Origin of the sequence: Pseudomonas sp. CIP-10 (assembly GCF_020911845.1) — a bacterium.
Taxonomy (GTDB): Bacteria; Pseudomonadota; Gammaproteobacteria; order Pseudomonadales; family Pseudomonadaceae; genus Aquipseudomonas; species Aquipseudomonas alloputida.
On the sequence record NZ_CP087160.1, the window covers coordinates 5,902,130 to 5,921,434 of the forward strand.

Consider the following 19,305-nt stretch of genomic DNA (forward strand, 5'->3'; position numbering starts at 1 on the left):
TTATTCCTGCAGTGGCAAGGTAGCCTGCTGACGCAGGGTAGCCCCGAGGAAGTACGCCGGCGCACGCATGCGCGACAGCATCATCAGGCCGATACCAAGCACCGAGATGATCGCGGCAATCACGAACACCAGCCCCAGACCGCCCACATGCGAGCCGCTGCCGAAGTCCGGCGACGCACTGTCGATGGCGGTACGCACGAAGATCACCGACAAGATCACCCCACCCACCAGCGGGCACAGGCCGCGCATGATGAAATGGCGCAGGCTGTCGAACAGGCTGCCGCGGAAATACCAGACGCAGGCAAACGCGGTCAGCGAATAGTAGAAGCAGATCATCATGCCCAATGCCGTGATGGTATCTGCCAGCACGTTCTCGCTCAGCGTACGCATGGTTACGTAGAACAGGCCTGCGGCCAGGCCGGCGCAGATGGTGGCATAGCGCGGCGTTTGCGAGCGCGGGCAGACGCTGGCGAACTTCTGCGGTACAGCGCCGTAATAACCCATGGCCAACAGGGTGCGCGCCGGCGCCACGAAGGTGGACTGCAGCGACGCCGCCGTACTGGCCAGCACAGCGATGGACATCAGGATCGCCAGCGGCCCCATGACCGGGCCGGCCAGGTGGGCAAAGACGTTCTCCTGGATGCGCGGGTTGTTCAGGCCCAGACCCGTTTCACTGATACCGGCAAACTGCAGGGTGGCGATGGCGGTGAACAGGTACAGGCCGAGAATCAACATCACGGTCCAGGTAGCGGCCTTGCCCGGCACCTCTTCGCTGCCCACCGATTCTTCACTGACGGTCAGGCAAGTGTCCCAGCCCCAGAAGATGAAGATCGACAGTGACAGGCCAGCGGCAAAGGCCGAGAACGACTCGACACCGAACGGGTTGAACCAGGCGAAATCGAACGCCAGCGGTGGCGGCGCGGTGGTGCCGCCGAAAGCGGCGAAAGCAAAGCCGATCAACACCAGCAACTGCAGGGCCACCAAGCCGTACTGCACAGTCATTGTGGTGGCGATACCCCGACAGCAGATCCACACTGCCAAACCAATGAACACGCAACAGGTAACGATGTTGATCAACAGGTTGTCGGCCAACGCTGCCAGCTCATGCTTGCCGGTGATCTGGCCAAGGAACAGGTAGAAGAAGTCCACCGCCACACCTGCCAGGTTCGACAGCACGATCGTGGTGGCAACCACCAGTCCCCAGCCGCCGATCCAGCCGATCATCGGGCCGAATGCACGCGCCGACCAGGTAAACGAAGTACCGCTGTCCGGCTCCGCCGAGTTCAGCTCGCGATAGCCCAGGGCAACCAGCAGCATCGGCAGGAAGCCCACGATGAACACGGCCGGCAGGTGGGCGCCCACCTCACGTACGGTCGGGCCAAGGGCCCCGGTCAGGGTATAGACCGGGGCGATGGTGGAAATGCCCAGCACCACGCTGGCCAGCAGGCCCAAGCGGCCCTTGGCCAGGCCTTTGCTGCGCTGAGTGTTGCCCGCGTCGGCCGCCACATCGGGTGGGCGGCCGGCTTCTGTGTAATTGCTCATGAGTATTTGCCGTAAATTTTGGAATTGTTTTAACAAGCCTTGGGTACAAGGCTCGCTTTCACTCATTGAAAGCTTGCTATCGGGGACGAGTCATCCGAGACCTTCGGCTGACGCCAGAATCATTCCTGCCGTGAGCCCTCCCGTGCTGCGTAGGCATTGCAGGCCTCGCGAAACGCTTCAAACAGACGCAGCGAAACCGGGTTTTCGTTGAAGCGCCACTCCGGGTGCCATTGCACCCCGAGCACAAAGCCCGGCGCCGCAGGCATGGACACCGCCTCGATCAGGCCATCCGGGGCCCGTGCCTCGACGCGCAGGCCCGGGGCCAGACGGTCGATGCCCTGGCTGTGCAGCGAATTGACCTCGAACTGCGCCACCAGCCCCAGGCGCTCGAACAACCCGCCAGGCTCGATGCTGACCGAGTGGCGAGGGCCGTATTGCACCTCCAGGGGGGCGTCCTCAGGTTCGCGGTGGTCAAGGTAGCCAGGCAGTTCCTGCACACGCTGGTGCAGGCTGCCGCCAAGGGCCACATTCAGCTCCTGATAGCCTCGGCAGATGCAGAATACGGGCACACCGACGGCAATGGCTGCCTGCAGCAGCGGCAGGGTCAGGCGATCACGCGCCAGATCATGCCGGGTACCCGCCACACTGGGGGCGCCATTGTAATGATGCGGCTCGATATTTGAAGGCGAGCCGGTAAAAACAATGCCGTGCAGGCGGGCCAGCAGCGCTTGCGTGTCGCTGCCGCCATCACGGGCCGGCAAGATCAGTGGCAAGCCGGCAAAGCCGGCCGCCTCGACATACTTGTCGCCGACCGTATGCGAGGAGTTCTTCCCTACCTGCTGACGGCAGGCGCTGACACCGATCAAAGGGACCGCATTTGCGCTCATGGGCTTACACCGTGTGCAGGTACCAGTTGTACTCGAGGTCGGAAATCGACACTTCGAACTCGGCCAGTTCGCTTTCCTTGCAGGCCACGAAGATATCGATGTAGTCCGGGCTGATGTATTGGTTGAGGACTTCGCTGTCATCCAGCGCGCGCAGGGCATCGCGCAGGTTGTTCGGCAGGCTTTGCTCCAGCTGCTCGTAGGAGTTGCCTTCGATCGGCGCCTCGGGCTCGACCTTGTTGGTCAGGCCATGGTGAACGCCGGCAAGGATCGCCGCGAGCATCAGGTACGGGTTGGCATCGGCGCCGGCTACACGGTGCTCAAGGCGCACATTGTCGCTGCTGTCGGTGGGCACGCGTACGGCCACGGTGCGGTTGTCCAGGCCCCAGCTCGGCGCATTGGGCACGTAGAACTGCGCACCGAAGCGGCGGTAGGAGTTGATGTTGGGGCACAGGAAGGCCATCGACGCCGGCATGGTTTCCAGCACGCCACCAATGGCGTGGCGCAGCGTATCGCTTTGCAGCGGATCGTCACTGGCGAAGATGTTCTTGCCGGTTTTCTTGTCCAGCAATGAAATGTGCACATGCAGGCCGTTGCCTGCCTGGCCCGGGTAGGGCTTGGCCATGAAGGTGGTGTCCATTTCATGGTCGTAGGCGACGTTCTTGATCAGGCGCTTGAGCAGGATCGCATAGTCGCAGGCCTTCAGCGGATCCGCCACGTGGTGCAAGTTGACCTCGAACTGCGCTGGGGCGCTTTCCTTGACGATGGCGTCGGCAGGCAGGCCCTGTTCCTTGGCTGCTTCGAGCATGTCCTGCAAGCAGTCGGCGTACTCGTCGAGGTCGTCGATCAGGTACACCTGGGTCGACTGCGGGCGCTTGCCGGAGATCGGCGAGCGTGGCGGCTGCGGGCGGCCGTTGAGGTTGTCCTGGTCGATCAGGTAGAACTCCAGCTCGAACGCGGCGCAAATATCCAGGCCCAGGTCGTCGAACTTGCTCACCACCTGGCGCAACACTTCACGCGGGTCGGCGAAGAACGGCTGGCCATCCAGCTCGTGCATGGTCATCAGCAGCTGGGCGGTGGGGCGCTTCTGCCACGGCTCGTCCGACAACGTGCCGGGGATCGGGAAGCAGATACGGTCGGCGTCGCCGATGTCCAGCCCAAGGCCGGTGCTTTCGACAGTGGAACCGTTGATATCAAGGGCGAACAGCGATGCGGGCAGGTTGATGCCCTTCTCGTACACCTTGTGCAGGCTGGCCCGCTCGATGCGCTTGCCACGTACCACGCCATTCATGTCGGAGATCAGCAGGTCTACGTACTGCGTGTCCGGATGGGCCTGGAGGAAGTCATTCATCTCGCTGGAAGAACTGGCGCACGGGGTTACCGACGTCATGGTGTACATCCTTTGATGTGCTGCGGCGATGTGGGGATACGGCTGGCGCCTCACGGGCGACGATGGTTGCAGCTGTTGTTCTTTTCACTTTCCCATCGTGGGGACTGGTTACCCGACCGGGCGCATTGATTCCGGGGGGCCGTTTCACTATAAAATGGCCCAGACGCAACAGACATTGGCAATTTGGCAAGCAGAGCGTGCACCAATGCAATATCAGATAACCCACGCAGACCTCTCTCTGGTCCTGGCACTGGAACGTGGCCGCTCGCTGGCCAAAGCCGCCGAACTGCTCAAAGTCGACGTTTCGACCGTATTCCGCTCGATCCGCCGATTGGAGTCGGCGCTGGGCACTGCTTTGTTCGTCAAGAGCCGAAAGGGCTATCTGCCGACTGACACCGCCCAGGCCTTGGCCGAGCAGGCCGAACGTGCCGAGCAGGCGCTGGAAGCGGCGCGCATTGCCATGACCAGTGGCGAGCAGGTGGTCAGCGGCACGGTGCGCCTGACCTGCACGGAGGCGGTGATGCACAGCCTGTTGCTGCCGGCACTGGCCGAGTTCATGCCCAACTACCCGGCCTTGTCGCTGGAGATGGGCACCTCCAACACCTTCGCCAACCTCAGCCGGCGCGACGCCGACATCGCCCTGCGCCTGACCAACACACCTCCGGAGCACCTGGTTGGCCGCAACCTGGGTTCGACCTCCTATGTAGTCTGCGGCCAGCCACAGTGGCGCGAGCGCCTGAGTGAGTCCCCCGCCAGCGTGCCGTGGATCGCACCAGACGACTCGATGCAGGACCACCCTACGGTGGTCTGGCGCAACCAACAACACCCGGGCCTGAGCCCGCGCTACCAGTGCAGCAGCATGTCGACCATCGCCCAGTTGGTAATGGCCGGCCTGGGCGTGGCAGCACTGCCGGACTACATGGTGCATGCGCTGCCCGGGGTGGATGCACTCAGCGGCCCCCTGCCCGGCTGCGACACTCAGCTGTGGTTGCTGACCCGGCCGGATTGCCGTGCGTTGCGCTCGGTGCAAACCTTGTTCGAAGAGCTGACCCCGCGGTTGCGTGACGCGATGCTCTGAGGTTATCGTCAGGCTCATGCACTGAGGGTGTCTGTTCCGGCCCTTTCGCGGGTAAACCCGCCGCGACAAGCTACGCGGTCCCTGTAGGAGCGGGTTCACCCGCGAAGAAGGCATCGCAGGGTTTGCAGGTACCGCCCGGCAAAACAGCGCTTCCCTATTGGCTGGTGAATTTTTATACTATCGAGTCCGCCTGCCCATTAATGGGCTGCACGCCCACCGCAATTGCTACTGAGGAAGACCATGGCCCGCGTAACTGTTGAAGACTGCCTGGAACACGTGGATAACCGCTTTGAGCTGGTCATGCTCTCGACCAAGCGCGCTCGCCAGCTGGCGACCGGCGGCAAAGAGCCACGCGTTGCGTGGGAAAACGACAAGCCAACCGTTGTTGCCCTGCGTGAAATTGCCGAAGGCATCGTCACCAACGAGTTCATCGCCGCTGAAGAGATCGTCACCGAGGATCCGGTGTTCGCCGCGTTCGAGGACGAGAACAACGAGGCTGTCTGATTGATGCCAGGTCGACGTCGTACGGCGCAAGGCCCTCTTCCTCGGCAGGAGGTGAACCCATGCCGGGTATAGAAGCCTTGGCCGAACGGCTGTCGACCTATCTTGGCCCCGAACAGGTCAACCTGGTTCGGCGTGCCTATTTCTACGCCGAACAGGCTCACGATGGGCAACGCCGCCGCAGTGGCGAGCCCTACGTGACCCACCCGCTGGCCGTGGCCAGCATCCTCGCCGACATGCACATGGACCATCAGAGCCTGATGGCGGCCATGCTGCACGATGTGATTGAAGACACCGGCATCGCCAAGGAAGCCCTCAGCCAGCAGTTTGGCGAGACCGTGGCCGAACTGGTCGATGGGGTCAGCAAGCTGACCCAGATGAATTTCGAGACCAAGGCCGAGGCACAGGCGGAAAACTTCCAGAAGATGGCCATGGCCATGGCCCGCGATATCCGCGTGATCCTGGTCAAGCTGGCCGACCGCCTGCACAACATGCGCACCCTGGAAGTGCTGTCTGGCGAAAAACGCCGGCGCATCGCCAAGGAAACCCTCGAGATCTACGCCCCCATCGCCAACCGCCTGGGGATGCACACCGTGCGCGTGGAGTTCGAAGACCTTGGCTTCAAGGCCATGCACCCGATGCGCTCGTCGCTGATTCATCGAGCAGTGAAGAGCGCACGCGGCAACCGCAAAGAAATCGTCGCCAAGATCGAGCACTCGCTGGCCAACTGCCTGTCCGCCGACGGCATCGAGGGCGAGGTCAGCGGGCGGCAGAAACACCTCTATGGCATCTACAAGAAGATGCGCGGCAAGCGCCGTGCCTTCAACGAGATCATGGACGTGTATGCCTTCCGCATCATTGTCGACAAGGTTGACACCTGCTACCGCGTGCTCGGCGCCGTGCACAACCTGTACAAGCCGCTGCCCGGACGCTTCAAGGATTACATCGCGATCCCCAAGGCCAATGGCTACCAGTCGTTGCACACGACCCTGTTTGGCATGCACGGCGTGCCCATCGAAATCCAGATCCGCACCCGCGAAATGGAAGAGATGGCCAACAACGGCATCGCCGCGCACTGGCTGTACAAGTCAAACGACGACGAGCAGCCCAAGGGCAGCCACGCGCGTGCCCGCCAGTGGGTCAAGGGTATCCTCGAACTGCAGCAACGTGCCGGCAACTCCCTGGAATTCATCGAGAGCGTGAAGATCGACCTGTTCCCGGACGAGGTCTACGTGTTCACGCCCAAAGGCCGGATCATGGAGTTGCCCAAAGGCTCCACGGCCGTCGACTTCGCCTACGCGGTGCACACCGACGTTGGTAACAGTTGCATCGCGTGCCGCATCAACCGCCGCCTGGCGCCGCTGTCCGAACCGCTGCAAAGCGGCTCGACAGTGGAAATCGTCAGCGCCCCGGGCGCTCGGCCAAACCCGGCCTGGCTCAACTTTGTGGTCTCAGGCAAGGCACGCACGAATATCCGCCACGCGCTCAAGCAACAGCGCCGTTCCGAATCCATCAGCCTGGGCGAGCGCCTGCTGAACAAGGTGCTCACTGGCTTCGACAGCAGCCTGGAGAAAATCCCCCAGGAACGCATCGAGTCTATTCTCGCCGAGTACCGCCTGGAGCTGCTAGAAGACCTGCTCGAAGACATCGGCCTGGGCAACCGCATGGCCTACGTGGTCGCGCGCCGCCTGCTGTCGGCCGAAGGCGAACAGCTGCCGGCGCCAGAAGGCCCGCTGGCGATCCGCGGCACCGAAGGCCTGGTGCTCAGCTACGCCAAGTGCTGCACGCCGATCCCGGGTGATCCGATTGTCGGCCACCTGTCGGCCGGCAAAGGCATGGTCGTGCACCTGGAGAACTGCCGCAACATCAGTGAAATCCGCCACAACCCCGAAAAGTGCGTGCAACTCTCCTGGGCCAAGGACATCACTGGCGAGTTCAATGTCGAACTGCGTGTCGAACTGGAACACCAGCGCGGGCTGATCGCCCTGCTGGCCAGCAGCGTCAACGCCGCCGACGGCAACATTGAAAAGATCAGCATGGACGAACGCGACGGCCGTATCAGCGTGGTCCAACTGGTGGTCAGCGTGCACGACCGCGTGCACCTGGCGCGTGTGATCAAGAAGCTGCGTACCCTGACCGGTGTGGTCCGCATCACCCGCATGCGTACGTAGTCCGCCAACCGCAAGGAGTCATCATGAGCAAAACCGTCATCAACAGCGACAAGGCCCCTGCCGCCATCGGCACCTACTCGCAGGCGATCAAGGCCGGCAACACCGTGTACATGTCGGGCCAAATCCCTCTGGACCCGAAGACCATGGAACTGGTCGAAGGCTTCGAAGCCCAGACCGTGCAGGTGTTCGAGAACCTCAAGGCCGTGGCTGAAGCTGCTGGCGGTTCGTTCAAGGACATCGTGAAACTGAACATCTTCCTCACAGACCTGAGCCACTTCGCCAAGGTAAACGAGGTGATGGGCCGCTACTTCGAACAGCCCTACCCGGCCCGCGCCGCCATCGGCGTTGCCGCGTTGCCGAAAGGCTCCCAGGTCGAAATGGACGCCATCCTGGTCATCGAATGATGCCCTGGTGACGGGCCCTGCCCGTCACCCTCCTTCCTCTGCAAGGTTACCCCGTCATGCGTCAAGCACTGCCCTTCGCGCTGGCAGCCCTGCTACTGGGCGGCTGCACCAGCCACAAACCCGAAGATTTCAACGGTATCTGGATCAACCAGGAAGCCATCACTGCGGCGGTCAAAGCCGGCAGCCTGCGCCAGGCGCTGAATGAGCACGGCCCAGTGTTCGAGTGGAAGCTCGACGTGGCCAATCAGCAAGCTAGCTATAGCAATGGTTTCGAGGCCGCTGACGGCCAGCTGAGCGCCAATGAAAAGCAATGGCAGGCCCGTTTCCAAGGCGGCCAGACCGAGCAGCTTTCGCTCGATGGCGACGAGCTGCTGGCCGTCGCCCAGAACGGCGCCAAGCAAACCTTCGTGCGCGCCAAGACACCGGCGACAGCCAATGCACCACTGGGCAGCAGCTTCGAGAAAGCGCTTTACCAGGCCTACCTGGGTGGTGACTGGAAGATCGTCGACGGCCAAGGCAAAGGTGCCAGTGTACGCTTCAGCGATACCGGCAACGTCACCGGCCTACCGGGGCCGGACCGCTTCGCCCTGTGCCTGGCAGGTGATTGCGCGACCATGGGTGGCAACAATGACAGCCTGTGGCTGGAGCGCAACCAGCGTGGCGCACCGTTCATCATCAAGCGCGATGGTGACAAGCTGGAGATTTTCCAGGCAGTGAACCGTGCCCAGCCGGATGAAATGCCAGAGCTGGCAGCGGGCAAGCGTCAATGGGCGCTGGAGCGCAGCTGAGATGATGCACGGTCCCTGTAGGAGCGGGGTTACCCGCGAAGAAGACACCGCGGTGGATGGCACGGGCTTCGCCCGTGTTCGCGGGCAAGCCCGCTCCCACAGGGATCGCGCCAGTTTTTAGAAATTGAGCAAGACAGTTGCTCCCACAAGGGATCGCGCCACCTGCCAGCTAGGCTTTTCCTGCCAGAATCGCGGCGTAGCCTTCCTTGTAGCTCGGATACTCAGGCGCCCAGCCCAGCGCCCGCGCCCGCGCATTGCTGCAGCGCTTGCTGCCAGTACGCCGCACCCGCTGCTCATCGGACCATTCGGTAACCCCCATGTACGCCCGTAGCCAGGCCACCACATCGGCCAGTGGCGCCGGGTCGTCATCAACGCCAATGTAGCAGTCGTCCAGAGCCTTGCCATCAGCATCGGCCTGCAGCAGAAACGCCAGCAGGCTGGCGGCATCTTCGGCATGAATGCGGTTGCCATACAGCGGTGGCTCCTCGGCAACGCGGTAACCCTGACGCACCTGGCTCAGCAACCACTCACGCCCTGGGCCATAGATACCGGTCAGGCGGACCACGCTCGCCGGGATGCCGCTGGCCAGTGCCAACCGTTCAGCCTCCAGCATCACACGCCCGGAATAGCCCTCAGGCTCGGTGGCAGCGCCCTCCTCTATCCACTCGCCGCCTTTCTGCGCATACACACTGCTGCTTGAGACGAACAGCAGGCGACGCGGGCGCTGGCCACGCTCGGCCAACCAGGCCAACACATGGCGCAAACCATCGACATAGGCTGCTTGGTAACCCGCCTCATCGTGCTGGCTGGCCGCCACGCAGTACACCAGGTAGTCCAGCGGGCCCTGTGGCCAGGCCTGCGGTATCGACGGTTCGGCCAAATCTGCGGCAACCGGCTGAACCCCTGCGGGCAGCTGACCAACAGAACGGCGCAGGCCGCTCACCTGCCAGCCTTTAGCCAACATCTGCTTGGCCAGACGCCCACCCACATCACCACAACCCACCACCATCACGGAAAGGTCTGACATCTCTAAACTCCCTAGACCAATTGATCAGCCTGGCCACGCTACACGATGGGCGGCTAGACCATAGGCGAAAAAAGCTACAATATTACTTTTGTTAACAAGAATTACTTGCAATAATGGCCGCCAAATTGTTCTCGGCCTACATCGAGGCCTTGGAGAACGTTCACTTTTTCTTCATCAGGTCCGGCCAGCATGACACGTACTCAACCTTCCGCTTCGCCAACCCCGTCGCGCGCCTGGCGCGCCATCGCCGCGCTGACACTCAGCCTGGTGCTGGCCCCGGTGGCCATGGCCGATGAGCCAACCACCAACGCAGCCACACCTGCGGCTGCTACTGCCCCGGCCGCACCCGCTGCTGCCCCGGTCGATGCGCCGGCGCCTGGTGCCACTGCCACCAACCCGGCAGATGCAGACCCAAGCGTTCAAGCCCTGGTCGAAGACACCTCGCTGGGCATGGCCCATGACCTGTCCCCATGGGGCATGTACAAGAACGCCGACATCGTGGTGAAGATCGTCATGATCGGCCTGGCCATCGCCTCCATCATCACCTGGACCATCTGGATTGCCAAAGGCTTCGAGCTGATGGGCGCCAAGCGCCGCCTGCGGGGTGAAATCGCCCAGTTGAAGAAGTCCACCACCCTGAAGGAAGCCAGCGAAGTCTCCAACAAGGAAGGCACCCTGGCCCATACCCTGGTCCACGATGCCCTCGAAGAGATGCGCCTTTCGACTAACGCTCGCGAAAAAGAAGGCATCAAGGAGCGCGTCAGCTTCCGTCTGGAGCGCCTGGTGCATGCCAGCGGCCGTACCATGAGCAGCGGCACCGGCGTCCTCGCAACCATCGGCTCCACCGCACCGTTCGTTGGCCTGTTCGGTACCGTATGGGGCATCATGAACAGCTTCATCGGCATCGCCAAGACCCAGACCACCAACCTGGCCGTCGTTGCCCCAGGTATCGCCGAAGCGCTGCTGGCCACTGCTCTGGGCCTGGTCGCGGCAATCCCGGCCGTGGTCATCTACAACGTCTTCGCCCGCTCCATTGCCGGTTACAAGGCACAGGTGTCCGATGCCTCCGCTCAGGTACTGCTGCTGGTCAGCCGTGATCTGGACCACCAGGGTAGCGAGCGCGCCGCCCCGCACATGGTGAAAGTGGGGTAAGCCATGGGCCTGCATCTCAACGAAGGTGGCGACGACCTCGCCGAAAACCACGAAATCAACGTTACGCCGTTCATCGACGTGATGCTGGTGCTGCTGATCATCTTCATGGTCGCCGCCCCCTTGGCCACGGTCGACATCAAGGTCGACCTGCCGGCCTCAACCGCCAAACCGGCGCCAAGGCCAGAGAAACCGGTGTTCGTCAGCGTCAAGGCCGACCAGAAGCTGTATGTCGGCGACGATCAGGTTGCTGCACCCGACCAGCTTGGCCCGATGCTCGACGCCAAGACCAAGGGTGACAAGGAAACCACCATCTTCTTCCAGGCTGACAAAGGCGTGGATTATGGCGACCTGATGGAGGTGATGAACAACATGCGCGCGGCCGGCTACCTGAAAGTCGGTCTGGTAGGTCTCGAGACGGCAGCCAAGAAATGATGAAAACGCGCTCTAACATGGCGCGCTACGGTGGCAGCCTGGCGATCGTGCTGGGTGTGCACGTGGTCGCCGTGCTGCTGACGCTCAACTGGTCGGTACCACAGGCCATCGAACTGCCCCCGGCAGCGATGATGGTCGAACTGGCACCGTTGCCGGAGCCTGCGCCACCACCACCCCCAAAGGCAGCTCCGCAGCCACCGGCACCGGTCGAGGAACCACCGTTGCCGAAGCTGGCAGAAGCGCCCAAGCCCAAGATCGCCATCCCCAAGCCGCCCAAGCCAAAGGCCAAGCCGCAGCCGCCCAAGCCCGAGAAAAAGCCTGAGCCGCCGAAGGAAGCACCACCCACCGAGCAAACGGTGGACGCACCGCCCAGCAACACGCCACCGCAGAAGTCCGCGGCACCGGCACCGAGCATTGCGTCCAACAGCAACGCCCTGCCAACCTGGCAGAGCGACCTGCTGCGCCACCTTGCCAAGTACAAGCGTTACCCGGAAGACGCGCGCCGTCGTGGCCTGCAAGGCATGAACCGCCTGCGCTTCGTGGTCGACGCCGAAGGCAAGGTCGTGTCGTACTCCATGGCCGGTGGCTCGGGCAGTGCCGCACTGGACCGGGCGACCCTGGAAATGATCCGTCGGGCCGGCACGGTACCCAAGCCGCCACCCGAGTTGCTGAACAATGGCACGATTGAAGTCGTGGCACCGTTCGTCTACTCACTGGACCGCCGCTAAGACTTTTGTTTCTGTCACAATTCGGCAAGTCTGATAACGTGCGTCTATCAATTGCAGCCGCTATGCTGGGCTCGCAACTTCATGGACGCACGTTATGACCCTCACAGAATTACGCTACATCGTCACACTCGCCCAGGAACAGCACTTCGGCCATGCCGCCGAGCGCTGTCACGTGAGCCAACCCACCCTGTCGGTCGGTGTGAAGAAGCTCGAGGACGAGCTTGGCGTTCTGATCTTCGAGCGCAGCAAAAGCGCAGTACGTCTGACCCCGGTCGGCGAAAACATCGTCGCCCAAGCGCAGAAGGTACTGGAGCAGGCCCAAGGCATTCGCGAGCTGGCCCAGGCCGGCAAAAATCAGCTGACCGCTCCGCTCAAGGTCGGCGCTATCTACACCGTCGGCCCCTACCTGTTCCCGCACCTGATCCCGCAGCTGCACCGCGTAGCGCCGCAAATGCCGCTGTACATCGAAGAAAACTTCACCCACGTACTGCGCGAAAAGCTGCGCAACGGCGAACTGGACGCGGTGATCATCGCCCTGCCGTTCAACGAAGCCGACGTGCTGACGCTACCGCTATACGACGAACCGTTCTGCGCCCTGATGCCTGCCGACCACCCATGGACGGCGAAGAAGACCATCGACACCGCCATGCTCAACGACAAGAGCCTGCTGCTGCTTGGTGAGGGCCACTGCTTCCGTGACCAGGTACTGGAAGCCTGCCCTACCCTGAACAAGGGGGGTGAAGGCTCACGGCACACCACGGTTGAGTCCAGCTCGCTGGAAACCATCCGTCACATGGTGGCTTCCGGCCTTGGCGTATCGATCTTGCCGCTGTCGGCAGTGCACAGCCATCACTATGCCCCCGGCGTCATCGAAGTGCGCCCGCTGACGGCACCGGCACCGTTCCGCACGGTCGCCATCGCCTGGCGCGCCAGCTTCCCGCGGCCAAAGGCCATCGAGATCCTCGCCGATTCGATCCGCCTGTGCTCGGTCGCCAAAAGCCCTGCGGAACAACCGGCCTGAGTCATGAGTGAGCTGTCGAAGGTCCCGGTCACAGTACTGAAAGGCGTGGGCGAGGCTATGGCGGAGAAACTCGCCAAGGTCGGCCTGGAAAACCTGCAGGACGTGTTGTTCCACCTGCCCCTGCGCTACCAGGACCGTACGCGCGTGGTGCCAATCGGCCAACTGCGTCCCGGCCAGGACGCGGTTATCGAGGGCGTGGTCAGTGGTGCCGATGTGACCATGGGCAAGCGCCGCAGCCTGGTGGTGCGCCTGGGCGACGGGAGCGGTGTGCTGACATTGCGCTTCTACCACTTCAGCAACGCGCAGAAGGAGGGCCTGAAGCGGGGCACCCACCTGCGCTGCTACGGAGAAGCCCGCCCCGGCGCTTCGGGCTTGGAAATCTACCACCCGGAGTACCGTGCGCTGAACGGCAACGAGCCACCACCACCGGTGGAGCAGACCCTGACGCCGATCTACCCGTCCACCGAAGGCCTTACCCAGCAACGCCTGCGCCTGTTGTGCCAGCAGAGCCTTGCGCTGCTTGGCCCGCGTAGCCTGCCCGACTGGCTGCCTGACGAACTTGCCCGGGACTACCAGCTGGCACCCTTGGACGAAGCCATCCGCTACCTGCACAACCCGCCGGCCGACGCTGACCTCGACGAGCTCGCCGAAGGCCAGCACTGGGCTCAACACCGCCTGGCCTTCGAAGAGTTGCTGACCCATCAGCTGTCGCAGCAACGCCTGCGCGAAAGCCTGCGCAGCCTGCGTGCGCCGGTACTGCCCAAGGCCACGCGCCTGCAGGCGCAATACCTGGCTAACCTGGGCTTCCAGCCGACCGGCGCGCAGCAGCGGGTAGCCAACGAAATTGCCTACGACCTTAGCCAACACGAACCGATGATGCGCCTGGTGCAGGGCGACGTGGGTGCCGGCAAGACCGTGGTCGCTGCACTGGCGGCGCTGCAGGCGCTGGAGGCTGGCTACCAGGTGGCATTGATGGCACCCACCGAGATCCTCGCCGAGCAGCACTACATTACCTTCAAGCGCTGGCTGGAACCGCTGGGCATCGAAGTCGCCTGGCTAGCCGGCAAACTCAAGGGCAAGGCCCGGGCTGCTTCCCTGGAGCAGATCGCCAACGGTGCACCCATGGTGGTCGGCACCCACGCGCTGTTCCAGGAAGAGGTAAGGTTCAAGCACCTGGCCCTTGCAATCATCGACGAACAGCACCGGTTCGGCGTGCAGCAGCGCCTGGCCCTGCGCAAGAAGGGCGTGGCCGGCGAACTGTGCCCGCACCAGTTGATCATGACCGCCACACCTATTCCGCGCACGCTGGCCATGAGCGCCTACGCCGACCTGGACACCTCGGTGCTCGACGAATTGCCGCCAGGCCGTACGCCGGTGAACACCGTGCTGGTGGCCGACAGCCGCCGCTTCGAAGTGGTCGAGCGGGTACGCGCCGCCTGCGCCGAGGGGCGCCAGGCCTATTGGGTATGCACGCTGATCGAAGAGTCCGAAGAACTCACCTGCCAGGCCGCCGAAAGCACCTACGAGGAGCTTGGCAGCGCGCTAGGCGAGCTGAGGGTGGGGTTGATCCACGGGCGCATGAAACCGGCGGAAAAAGCCGAGATCATGGCCGAGTTCAAGGCTGGCAACCTGCAGCTTCTGGTCGCCACCACGGTCATCGAGGTGGGCGTGGACGTGCCCAACGCCAGCCTGATGATCATCGAGAACCCCGAGCGCCTGGGCCTTGCACAGTTGCACCAGCTGCGCGGCCGGGTAGGCCGAGGCAGTGCCGTGAGCCATTGCGTGCTGCTGTACCACCCGCCGCTGTCGCAGATCGGCCGCGAGCGCTTGGGGATCATGCGCGAGACCAACGACGGCTTCATCATCGCCGAAAAAGACCTTGAACTGCGGGGCCCGGGTGAGATGCTCGGCACCCGCCAGACCGGTCTGCTGCAGTTCAAGGTCGCCGACCTGATGCGCGACGCCGACCTGCTGCCGGCCGTGCGCGACGCGGCCCAGGCCTTGGTATCACGCTGGCCGGAACACGTCAGCCCGCTGCTGGACCGCTGGCTGCGCCACGGCCAACAATATGGCCAAGTGTGACGCCAGTCCCAGAATGGATCCAGATTTGCTCGCAGGCTGGTTATACTTCGCGTTTAAAAGAAACAGTGGATACGGACCATGACTGAAGTTGCCCTGGACACCGCAACCCCACACGCCCCCTCCGTCATCAGGCTGCTGCTCGACAAGCTCGGCGTGCCCTACCGCCAGGTGGTCGAACACTCGCACCTGCCTGCGGCTTCGCGGGTGCAGGCTGTCCTTCTCGACGACGAGGTCGGCGCCCTCATGGTGCTGTTCCCGCAGAGCCACCTGCTGGACCTCAACCGCCTGGCCGAGCTGACCGGGCGCAAGCTGACCGCGGTGTCGGTGCCGCGCCTGAAGCAGATGCTCGACAAGCACCACCTCAAGGCCCTGCCGGGCATCCCGGCGCTGACCAGCTCGCCATGTCAGTACGAAAAGAGCCTGCTCGACGCCGAAACTGTCTTTATCCAGTCAGGCGAAGCCGGCCTGTTGCTGGAAATCGAACGCGCACACTTCAAGCGCATGCTGGCCAAGGCCAGCGCCAGTAGCTTTGGCCAGCAAGTCGAAGCGATCAGCCCCAATCTCGACCGCCCCGATGACGACACCCGGGAAATCACCGATGCGGTCCAGGCCTTCACTGCCCGACGCATTCAGAAACGCCTAGAAGAAACCATCGAAATTCCACCGCTCGCCGACACCGCGCAGAAGATCATCAAGCTGCGGGTAGATCCCAACGCCAGCATCGACGACATCACCGGCGTAGTCGAAACCGACCCGGCGCTGGCGGCACAGGTGGTGAGCTGGGCTGCATCGCCCTACTATGGATCACCGGGCAAGATCCGCTCGGTAGAAGACGCCATCGTGCGTGTGCTGGGTTTCGACCTGGTGATCAACCTGGCCTTGGGCCTGGCGCTGGGCAAGACCTTGAGCCTGCCCAAAGACCACCCGCAGCAGGCCACGCCCTACTGGCAACAATCGATCTACACCGCCGCGATCATCGAAGGCCTGACCCGCGCCATGCCGCGCGCAGAACGCCCCGAGGCCGGGCTGACTTACCTGGCCGGGCTACTGCACAACTTTGGCTACCTGCTGCTGGCGCACGTGTTCCCACCGCATTTTTCGCTGATTTGCCGCCACCTTGAGGTCAACCCGCATTTGAACCATACCTATGTGGAACAACACTTGCTGGGCATCAGCCGCGAACAGATCGGTGCCTGGCTGATGAAGCTGTGGGACATGCCAGAAGAGCTGTCGACTGCCTTGCGCTTTCAGCACGATCCAGCCTACGACGGCGAATATTTCGCGTTCCCCAACTTGGTGTGCCTGGCCACCCGCCTGCTGCGCTCGCGAGGTATAGGCTCAGGGCCGCAGGAAGAGATTCCTGACGAGCTGTTGGAACGCCTGAGCATTACCCGGGACAAGGCTGAGGATGTGGTGAACAAGGTGCTCGAAGCCGAGAACCTGTTGCGTGAGCTGGCTTCGCAGTTCCACACACCGCATTAAGCATTAACACATAGTCTGTGGCAGCAACTGTCTTGCTCAATTTCTAAAAGCTGGCGCGATTGGACTGTGGGAGCGGGCTTGCCCGCGAACACCGGCGAAGCCGGTGCCATGCACCGCGTCGCTTGTTTCGCGGGCACGCCCGCTCCCACAGGTACAGCATGGGCATCCCCGTCGGGTTTCAGCCTTTCTTCTTCGGTTTCAGGTATTTCATCAACCCCTGGAACCACATCACCAGCGCCGGATTGCCCTTGATCTGGATGTGCTTTTCCTGAATCCCCTGCATGAACGCCAGCTGCTTGTTACCCGCCTGCATGGTGGCGAAGCCATAAGCGGCGTCCCTGAAGGCAATGGCGAACGCCGGCTGTGGGTGCGCGCCGCCCTTGCTGCTGATGCGTTCGTTGTGGACGATGAAGTGTCGGGCGACCTTGCCGTCCAGGGTCTGCATCTGGAACACCAAGTCCTTGCCCTTGAGCTGCTGCTGGAATGCGGGGTTATTACGGCTGGCCCTGGCCATCAACAGCCCCATGGCCCAGAGAAGAAAGCGGAACTTCATCAACGCGCCTCGAATGAAAAGTGACTAAGGCGCGCAGTTTATCCTTTTCCAGAACTATTTATGCAAGTTCGAAACATTTTGCCTGCAGAAAGCACAACGGGCGCCTTGGGGCGCCCGCTTGGCCGACACTGGGGTTGTCAGGGAGCGATCACTTGCCTTTCTTGGCTGGCTTGGCGGGGGCGTTAACGCTGTCGCGCAGGTTCTTGCCAGGCTTGAAGGCCACGGTATTGCTGGCCTTGATCTTGACCGGTTCCCCAGTTTGCGGGTTCTTGCCGGTACGCGCGCCGCGATGACGTTTTTCGAAGGTGCCGAAACCGACCAAGGTCACGGTGTCCTTGTCCAGGGCACCGGTAATGCTGTCGAGAATCGCGTTCAAAACCTGATTGGCCTTTTCCTTGGTCAGATCAGCCTTATCGGCGATGACGGCGGCGAGTTCTGGTTTGCGCATAGTGAAGCCTCTTTGACGGAATTCTTGTTGTTATGCCGTGCTGCCTCTGGGAGCAGCGCTCAAGGCACCGCAGGCTCTAATCTGCGGCAGACGGGAGTGAGAATGGCACGAGCTCAGGGGCCGCGCCAGTATCTGGGCGGCCATTGTGCAGGCAACAACAGGATAAATCCGACAGAACAGCCGCTATTTACGCCATAACCGCTGGTAACTGACGATTCAGCGCCAGCTTCTCCATCACCGCCGCTCCGGTCAGGGCGTAGCCCAGCAACTTGCCGTCGGCATCAAGGCAGAGCACCTTGAGGTCACTGCCCTGCCCCTCTACCTGCCAGGTGCCTTCGCAACCCTGTGGCGCTGGCGAGACGACCAGCGGACAGGCCGGGGTTTTCACGGTGATAGGCATCGGCCCGTAGGAAACTGCCGTCGGCTTGCCGGCCAGGGTTTGCGCCAGCGCCCGGGCACAGCTCATCAGCGGCATCACGTACAGCAGGTTGATGCCATCGACTTCGGCACAGTCGCCAAGGGCGAAGATGTTGGCGTGTGATGTACGTAGCTCGCGGTCTACGCTTACACCTCGATTGGTCTGCAGCCCAGCTGCGGCAGCCAGATCGGTACGTGGGCGCAGGCCGATGGCCGAAACCACCAGGTCGCAGGCAATCACGCTGCCATCCGACAGGTGCGCCTCCAGGCCTTGGGTCACCTGCTGCAGGCGGGTCAGCACCGGCCCCAAGTGAAAGCGTACTCCCAGCCCCTCCAGCCCACCCTGTACAGCCGCCGCAGCGGCCGGGTGCAGCAGGGTCGGCATGACCTGTTCACACGGCGCCACAACGTCGACCTTGAAACCACCCAGGCTCATGTCGTTTGCGAATTCGCAGCCGATCAGGCCGGCGCCGAGGATCAGGACACGCTGCTTGCCCGCGGCGGCAGCACGGAAGCGCGCGTAGTCCTCCAGATCGTTGATCGGGAATACCAGATGGCCGCCATCACCCTCGATCGGCACTTGCACGGTCTGCGCCCCCCAGGCCAGCACCAGATCGCGGTATTCCACGGCCTCTTCGCCGATCCACAGCCGCTTGTGGCCCGGGTCGATGCCGCTGATGCGGGTATGGGTGCGGACCTCGGCGTTCAATTGCTCGGCCATGGCACCCGCCTCAGCCATGCACAGGCCGTCGGCGTCCTTCTGCTTGGCAAAGCCCATGGAAAGCATCGGCTTGGAGTACGAACGACCATCGTCGGCGGTGATCAGCAACAGCGGCGTCTGCGTATCGAGCTTGCGAAATTCACGGGCCAGGTTGTAGCCCGCAAGGCCGGTACCGATGATTACCACAGGGGACGTCATGTCGTGCTTTCCTCGATTAACCGATGGAGATCATTTCAAAGTCGCTTTTGCCGACACCGCAGTCGGGGCACAGCCAGTCTTCAGGCACATCCTCCCAACGGGTGCCGGGGGCGATGCCGTCGTCGGGCCAGCCTTCGGCTTCGTCGTAGATCAGGCCACAGACAATACATTGCCACTTTTTCATCAGGTCTATTTCCTCGGTTCAGGCTGGGGCTTGTGTTGCTGCTGATGGCCTCTTGGCGGACAAGCCCGCTCCTACAGTGACCGCGCAGGCCTGGCGGGCTTG

The 19,305-nt window shown here is 62.7% G+C and carries 19 protein-coding genes; 11 read left to right on the forward strand and 8 right to left on the reverse strand.

Annotated features, from left to right (window positions below):
• The 3 genes from LMH93_RS26560 to LMH93_RS26570 form a co-directional block, all read right to left on the reverse strand.
• Window positions 1–1,542 carry an APC family permease gene (locus LMH93_RS26560; RefSeq protein ID WP_003253391.1) on the reverse strand — a complete coding sequence of 514 codons (1,542 nt, stop codon included), beginning with the start codon at window positions 1,540–1,542 and terminating at the stop codon, window positions 1–3.
• Window positions 1,543–1,661: 119 nt separating this feature from the next.
• Complete coding sequence (locus LMH93_RS26565) at window positions 1,662–2,429, reverse strand: gamma-glutamyl-gamma-aminobutyrate hydrolase family protein (RefSeq protein WP_003253389.1); 768 nt, start codon at window positions 2,427–2,429, stop codon at window positions 1,662–1,664.
• 4 nt (window positions 2,430–2,433) lie between these two features.
• Window positions 2,434–3,816, reverse strand: coding sequence for a glutamine synthetase family protein (locus LMH93_RS26570; protein ID WP_003253387.1), 1,383 nt, complete (start codon window positions 3,814–3,816; stop codon window positions 2,434–2,436).
• Between the two features lie 205 nt (window positions 3,817–4,021).
• Between LMH93_RS26570 and LMH93_RS26575 the strand changes: the two genes are divergently transcribed.
• The 5 genes from LMH93_RS26575 (at window position 4,022) to LMH93_RS26595 (ending at window position 8,758) form a co-directional block, all read left to right on the forward strand.
• Window positions 4,022–4,894: a LysR family transcriptional regulator gene (locus LMH93_RS26575; protein ID WP_020192232.1), complete on the forward strand. Its 873-nt coding sequence runs from the start codon at window positions 4,022–4,024 to the stop codon at window positions 4,892–4,894.
• 240 nt (window positions 4,895–5,134) lie between these two features.
• On the forward strand, window positions 5,135–5,398 hold the full coding sequence (rpoZ, locus tag LMH93_RS26580) for a DNA-directed RNA polymerase subunit omega (RefSeq protein WP_003253383.1): 264 nt from the start codon (window positions 5,135–5,137) through the stop codon (window positions 5,396–5,398).
• 59 nt (window positions 5,399–5,457) lie between these two features.
• Window positions 5,458–7,566 (forward strand): bifunctional GTP diphosphokinase/guanosine-3',5'-bis pyrophosphate 3'-pyrophosphohydrolase, encoded by a 2,109-nt coding sequence (gene spoT / locus LMH93_RS26585; protein ID WP_004575214.1) that lies wholly within the window; start codon window positions 5,458–5,460, stop codon window positions 7,564–7,566.
• 23 nt (window positions 7,567–7,589) lie between these two features.
• Complete coding sequence (locus tag LMH93_RS26590; protein ID WP_003253379.1) at window positions 7,590–7,970, forward strand: RidA family protein; 381 nt, start codon at window positions 7,590–7,592, stop codon at window positions 7,968–7,970.
• 56 nt (window positions 7,971–8,026) lie between these two features.
• Window positions 8,027–8,758, forward strand: a complete 732-nt coding sequence (locus LMH93_RS26595; protein ID WP_003253373.1) for a hypothetical protein — start codon at window positions 8,027–8,029, stop codon at window positions 8,756–8,758.
• Between the two features lie 169 nt (window positions 8,759–8,927).
• Here LMH93_RS26595 and LMH93_RS26600 read toward each other — a convergent pair whose 3' ends face one another.
• On the reverse strand, window positions 8,928–9,785 hold the full coding sequence (locus LMH93_RS26600; RefSeq protein WP_014861182.1) for an SDR family oxidoreductase: 858 nt from the start codon (window positions 9,783–9,785) through the stop codon (window positions 8,928–8,930).
• A gap of 189 nt (window positions 9,786–9,974) precedes the next feature.
• Between LMH93_RS26600 and exbB the strand changes: the two genes are divergently transcribed.
• The 6 genes from exbB to LMH93_RS26630 all read left to right on the forward strand — a co-directional run bounded on the left by exbB (window position 9,975) and on the right by LMH93_RS26630 (window position 16,682).
• Window positions 9,975–10,937, forward strand: coding sequence for a tonB-system energizer ExbB (exbB, locus tag LMH93_RS26605; RefSeq protein ID WP_019752799.1), 963 nt, complete (start codon window positions 9,975–9,977; stop codon window positions 10,935–10,937).
• Window positions 10,938–10,940: 3 nt separating this feature from the next.
• Complete coding sequence (exbD, locus tag LMH93_RS26610) at window positions 10,941–11,369, forward strand: TonB system transport protein ExbD (protein ID WP_003253367.1); 429 nt, start codon at window positions 10,941–10,943, stop codon at window positions 11,367–11,369.
• Window positions 11,366–12,097 (forward strand): energy transducer TonB, encoded by a 732-nt coding sequence (locus LMH93_RS26615; protein WP_003253366.1) that lies wholly within the window; start codon window positions 11,366–11,368, stop codon window positions 12,095–12,097. Before exbD ends, LMH93_RS26615 begins: the two co-directional genes overlap by 4 nt.
• A 94-nt stretch (window positions 12,098–12,191) precedes the next feature.
• Window positions 12,192–13,118, forward strand: coding sequence for a hydrogen peroxide-inducible genes activator (locus tag LMH93_RS26620; RefSeq protein WP_185279841.1), 927 nt, complete (start codon window positions 12,192–12,194; stop codon window positions 13,116–13,118).
• Window positions 13,119–13,121: 3 nt separating this feature from the next.
• Window positions 13,122–15,200, forward strand: a complete 2,079-nt coding sequence (recG, locus tag LMH93_RS26625; protein ID WP_014861179.1) for an ATP-dependent DNA helicase RecG — start codon at window positions 13,122–13,124, stop codon at window positions 15,198–15,200.
• 78 nt (window positions 15,201–15,278) lie between these two features.
• Window positions 15,279–16,682, forward strand: a complete 1,404-nt coding sequence (locus LMH93_RS26630; protein WP_003253359.1) for an aminoacyl-tRNA deacylase and HDOD domain-containing protein — start codon at window positions 15,279–15,281, stop codon at window positions 16,680–16,682.
• A 178-nt stretch (window positions 16,683–16,860) separates the two neighbouring features.
• Here LMH93_RS26630 and LMH93_RS26635 read toward each other — a convergent pair whose 3' ends face one another.
• The 4 genes from LMH93_RS26635 to LMH93_RS26650 all read right to left on the reverse strand — a co-directional run bounded on the left by LMH93_RS26635 (window position 16,861) and on the right by LMH93_RS26650 (window position 19,203).
• Window positions 16,861–17,235 (reverse strand): hypothetical protein, encoded by a 375-nt coding sequence (locus LMH93_RS26635; protein ID WP_003253357.1) that lies wholly within the window; start codon window positions 17,233–17,235, stop codon window positions 16,861–16,863.
• Between the two features lie 148 nt (window positions 17,236–17,383).
• Window positions 17,384–17,683 (reverse strand): HU family DNA-binding protein, encoded by a 300-nt coding sequence (locus LMH93_RS26640; protein WP_003253355.1) that lies wholly within the window; start codon window positions 17,681–17,683, stop codon window positions 17,384–17,386.
• 187 nt (window positions 17,684–17,870) lie between these two features.
• Window positions 17,871–19,019, reverse strand: a complete 1,149-nt coding sequence (locus tag LMH93_RS26645; protein WP_060544887.1) for an NAD(P)/FAD-dependent oxidoreductase — start codon at window positions 19,017–19,019, stop codon at window positions 17,871–17,873.
• A gap of 16 nt (window positions 19,020–19,035) precedes the next feature.
• Window positions 19,036–19,203, reverse strand: a complete 168-nt coding sequence (locus LMH93_RS26650; protein ID WP_003253349.1) for a rubredoxin — start codon at window positions 19,201–19,203, stop codon at window positions 19,036–19,038.
• Window positions 19,204–19,305 lie beyond the last annotated feature (102 nt).

What these genes read in the sequence shown, in the direction of transcription:
- LMH93_RS26645 (WP_060544887.1), bottom strand. Translation starts at nt 19,019, where the DNA reads ATGACGTCCCCTGTGGTAATCATCGGTACCGGCCTTGCGGGCTACAAC.
- exbD (WP_003253367.1), top strand. Translation starts at nt 10,941, where the DNA reads ATGGGCCTGCATCTCAACGAAGGTGGCGACGACCTCGCCGAAAACCAC.
- LMH93_RS26575 (WP_020192232.1), top strand. Translation starts at nt 4,022, where the DNA reads ATGCAATATCAGATAACCCACGCAGACCTCTCTCTGGTCCTGGCACTG.
- LMH93_RS26600 (WP_014861182.1), bottom strand. Translation starts at nt 9,785, where the DNA reads ATGTCAGACCTTTCCGTGATGGTGGTGGGTTGTGGTGATGTGGGTGGG.
- LMH93_RS26620 (WP_185279841.1), top strand. Translation starts at nt 12,192, where the DNA reads ATGACCCTCACAGAATTACGCTACATCGTCACACTCGCCCAGGAACAG.
- LMH93_RS26650 (WP_003253349.1), bottom strand. Translation starts at nt 19,203, where the DNA reads ATGAAAAAGTGGCAATGTATTGTCTGTGGCCTGATCTACGACGAAGCC.
- recG (WP_014861179.1), top strand. Translation starts at nt 13,122, where the DNA reads ATGAGTGAGCTGTCGAAGGTCCCGGTCACAGTACTGAAAGGCGTGGGC.
- LMH93_RS26630 (WP_003253359.1), top strand. Translation starts at nt 15,279, where the DNA reads ATGACTGAAGTTGCCCTGGACACCGCAACCCCACACGCCCCCTCCGTC.
- LMH93_RS26590 (WP_003253379.1), top strand. Translation starts at nt 7,590, where the DNA reads ATGAGCAAAACCGTCATCAACAGCGACAAGGCCCCTGCCGCCATCGGC.
- LMH93_RS26560 (WP_003253391.1), bottom strand. Translation starts at nt 1,542, where the DNA reads ATGAGCAATTACACAGAAGCCGGCCGCCCACCCGATGTGGCGGCCGAC.
- LMH93_RS26565 (WP_003253389.1), bottom strand. Translation starts at nt 2,429, where the DNA reads ATGAGCGCAAATGCGGTCCCTTTGATCGGTGTCAGCGCCTGCCGTCAG.
- LMH93_RS26635 (WP_003253357.1), bottom strand. Translation starts at nt 17,235, where the DNA reads ATGAAGTTCCGCTTTCTTCTCTGGGCCATGGGGCTGTTGATGGCCAGG.
- rpoZ (WP_003253383.1), top strand. Translation starts at nt 5,135, where the DNA reads ATGGCCCGCGTAACTGTTGAAGACTGCCTGGAACACGTGGATAACCGC.
- spoT (WP_004575214.1), top strand. Translation starts at nt 5,458, where the DNA reads ATGCCGGGTATAGAAGCCTTGGCCGAACGGCTGTCGACCTATCTTGGC.
- LMH93_RS26640 (WP_003253355.1), bottom strand. Translation starts at nt 17,683, where the DNA reads ATGCGCAAACCAGAACTCGCCGCCGTCATCGCCGATAAGGCTGATCTG.
- LMH93_RS26615 (WP_003253366.1), top strand. Translation starts at nt 11,366, where the DNA reads ATGATGAAAACGCGCTCTAACATGGCGCGCTACGGTGGCAGCCTGGCG.
- exbB (WP_019752799.1), top strand. Translation starts at nt 9,975, where the DNA reads ATGACACGTACTCAACCTTCCGCTTCGCCAACCCCGTCGCGCGCCTGG.
- LMH93_RS26595 (WP_003253373.1), top strand. Translation starts at nt 8,027, where the DNA reads ATGCGTCAAGCACTGCCCTTCGCGCTGGCAGCCCTGCTACTGGGCGGC.
- LMH93_RS26570 (WP_003253387.1), bottom strand. Translation starts at nt 3,816, where the DNA reads ATGACGTCGGTAACCCCGTGCGCCAGTTCTTCCAGCGAGATGAATGAC.